The 3,472-nt window shown below is 27.9% G+C and carries 3 protein-coding genes and 1 tRNA gene; 2 read left to right on the forward strand and 2 right to left on the reverse strand.

The window, feature by feature from the left end; genetic code table 11:
• Nucleotides 1-29: 29 nt before the first annotated feature.
• Both OL66_RS03815 and OL66_RS03575 read right to left on the reverse strand, forming a co-directional pair.
• Complete coding sequence (locus OL66_RS03815) at nt 30-167, reverse strand: hypothetical protein (RefSeq protein WP_156956338.1); 138 nt, start codon at nt 165-167, stop codon at nt 30-32.
• Nucleotides 168-262: 95 nt separating this feature from the next.
• A complete protein-coding gene (locus OL66_RS03575) occupies nt 263-706 on the reverse strand; it encodes an AAA family ATPase (RefSeq protein WP_052177922.1) in 444 nt (147 codons plus the stop codon).
• A gap of 900 nt (nt 707-1,606) precedes the next feature.
• Between OL66_RS03575 and OL66_RS00495 the strand changes: the two genes are divergently transcribed.
• The gene (locus OL66_RS00495; RefSeq protein WP_034172039.1) at nt 1,607-3,322 is read left to right on the forward strand and encodes a DAK2 domain-containing protein; all 1,716 of its coding nucleotides are present in this window, start codon (nt 1,607-1,609) and stop codon (nt 3,320-3,322) included.
• Nucleotides 3,323-3,350: 28 nt separating this feature from the next.
• Nucleotides 3,351-3,436, forward strand: a tRNA-Leu gene (locus tag OL66_RS00500).
• Nucleotides 3,437-3,472: the final 36 nt, after the last annotated feature.

Raw genomic sequence — 3,472 nt, forward strand, 5'->3', positions numbered from 1 at the left:
ATGCTTTATAAATTATTATATATATTATTTTATTGTGGGATAAAACCTAAAACTGATAAACAAACTTCTTTTAAGTCTTGAACTTCAATTTGTGTGTGTTTGTTTCTACACATATTAATACAAGCATCATTAACAAGTGTTTCGATGGTACGATTAGAACGCTTCATAATGTCATTTTAAATTGCATCATTAACATTTTGGGTGAGATAATTTAGTGCATCATCAGAAATTGGGTTTTTACAGATATTTTTAACTAAGAATTTCATAAAGTCTTTGCGTGGTTCTTTTTCGAGGGTTTAACTTCAATTTTGTAAGTAAATCTTGATTTAATGGCATCATCCATTTTATCTAAATAATTTGTAGCTGCAATTAAAAATATGGGCTTAGTTGGGTTATTTTTTTCGCTAGTTAATTCTTCTTTGAAAGCCGTAACAGCTTCACTTTGTCCTTTATGATGCTCACGTATTTGTGTAAGATCAACAAAAACATCTTCACATTCATCAACAAAAATGATAGCACCACCGTGTTCATCAGCAATTTTTCTTGCACTATCAAATAAAGAATGTACTGCCTTTACACTTTCTCCTACATATTTTTGAGCAAAATCAGCACCAGTACATTTAGCAACATATTTAAAATTAGTATATTTCATAAAACAATTAGCAAAAAAAGTTTTTCCAGTGCCAGGAACTCCATATAATAACATTCCTTTGGGAGGATCTATTTTACCTTTACCTTAAAACATTTTGGCATTTGTAACAAAATCTAGTACTTTTTGAGCTGCCAATTTTTCTTCTTTCATTCCAAATAAATCATCCATATATTTTTTGTTAGGATTAAAATTGTTTAATTCAAATTGAACTGGCGCATGGAATGCATCTATAACACTCCATTTGGGAGTTGAAGGTGATTTTTCAGATAAAGATGGAGTTTGTGTTATGGTAGGTGGATTGTTGTTGGTTGTGGTTGAAATTGAGGTCTAAAAGCTAAAATTAAAGCTATTGCAACTAAAGAAAAAGCAATTCAAGTAATAGCAGTTTCGATTTTAAATGATTTATTCAAAAAATTTAAATTGAGATCTTTTTCTTGATTATCCATAAGATAATTTCTCACTTTCGTTTTATTTTGTTATTTTTAAAAGTTAGTTGGTTGTCAATAAATCAAACAATTATATTGTTATGTTATATCAAATTTATAAATCACTATTTTTATAACTTGCCTAAAACTTTATAAATGAATTAGTTTTTATTTTAATGAATTGATTATAACAAACAAAACTTTTTTAACAATTAATAATTATTTGATTATCTCTATTATATCTCTTTCAAAAAAAATAAAACAAATTTAAATAAAACAAATAACAAACTAAATAATTCTATCAATAATCTCATAATTTTACTTATAAGTCATAAAAAACTAAATTTTTGCTCCCTTAACTTCTTTGTTTTATAAGAGAAAAATTAAAATATGTTATAATTAAAATAGGTTTTTATTTACCTTAAATAAAAAATCTTTCCTAATCATACCAAATTACGAAAAACAATATTCCATTCCTTATTATTATCTAATTATATTAAAGAAATTTTTTCGAAGAAAGGCAACCAAGATGAACAAAGATAAAGTTATTCAATTTATTGACGGACAATTATTTAAAAACATGATTACTAACGGAGCTATCAATTTACAAAATAACTACCAAACCATTGATAATTTAAATGTTTTTCCCGTACCAGATAGAGATACAGGAACTAATATGAAAATTACTATGATGTCAGGCGTTAAAGAAATTAGCAATTTAGAAACTCGTTCCATAGTAGAAGTATCCCAAGTTTTATCAAAAGCATTATTAATGGGTGCCAAAGGCAATTCAGGAGTTATTTTATCCCAATTTTTTGCAGGAATGGCACAAACTTACCAAAAACTCAATAAAGAAACTATCAATATTAATGATTTTATCCATTCACTTGAAGGAGGCTACCAAAAAGCTTACCAAGCTATTATAGAACCTCAAGAAGGCACTATTTTAACTGTTTTTCGTGAAGCTGTTAAACAAACTCTCAAAGCTAAATCCCAATTTAGTACTATTGAAGATGTTTTATCCAATTTCTTACAAAACGCCCAAAAAACTCTTTCCCAAACAACTGAATTATTAGAAGTCTTAAAACAAGCAGGAGTAGTTGATAGTGGAGGGGCTGGCTTTGTTGAAATCCTTAAAGGAATGTTATTATTTTTACAAGACCAAAAACTACTTCAAGTAAACCAAAATACCCAAACACACACAAATCCTGATAAAATACAAACGTTGGGACAAGTTAATATTAAATATACTTATTGCACTGAATACATTTTTCAAATCAAAGCATCCCAAGAAAAAAACCTTGATATGAAACAACTTAAACAAGCTTTATTACAAATAGGAGATTCTTTAGTTTTAGTTAAAGACCAAGAAATTCTAAAAATACATATCCATACCAACAAACCAGGACAAGTTTTAGAAAAACTCTTAACTTATGGCACATTAAAGGTAAGCAAAATTGACAACATGAAAGAACAACATCAATCAATTTTAGATCAAAAACACGACACATTTACCCCACAACAAGAACCTACCCCAGACCCAAAGTCACCTTCAAACTTACCTAACTCAAATAAAGATCAAAAATATTTTTTTATTGCATTTGTAAATGATACCAAAAGCCAAAAAGTCTTTGCTGACCTTAAAGTAAATCACATTATAAAACAATCTACTTTTAACCCTACTACTTTTGAAAAACTTCTCCAAACAAATACTTCCCAAAACATCATTATCCTACCTAATGACACATCTCTTTTAGAAAAGCTTAAAACCCAACTAAAACAATTACAAGGAACCAATCAAGAAATTGTCCTTTTACAAACTAAAAACATCGCTCAAGGATACAGTGCTCTTTTAGCTTTTGATAAATCATTGGATTTAGTACAAAACAAAACTATCATGGAAGAAACTATCAAAAACATCCAAACAGGAAAAATTATCTATGCTGATAAAAAAGATGCTAAAAACATATCCAATCAAACTCTTTTAGAAAAAGAATATTTATCTGTTTGGGAAGAAAAAATAATAGCTACTAATAAAGATAAATATCGAGCATTAAAAACATTACTCCAAAAAATGATTAAACCTCATCAAACCTTTTTAACTGTTTTTTATAATCCTTCATGTACTGATGAAAAAGAATTAGAAAAACTAGAAACTTTCTTAGAAACTAATTACGACCACATTGAATTAGAAACCTTAGAAAGCCAAAATAACAACATTCCTTACATTGTTTCATTAGAATAACAAAAGTGATCTATAAGATCATTTTTAAGCGGATATGACGGAACGGTAGACGTGCATGCTTGAGGGGCATGTAAGAAATATCTTGTGTGAGTTCAAATCTCACTATCCGCACCATTAATTTATTTATTTTAATTAAAATCATTATATTAT

Origin of the sequence: Chrysanthemum yellows phytoplasma (genome assembly GCF_000803325.1) — a bacterium.
In the GTDB taxonomy this organism is placed as follows: domain Bacteria; phylum Bacillota_I; class Bacilli_A; order Acholeplasmatales; family Acholeplasmataceae; genus Phytoplasma; species Phytoplasma asteris.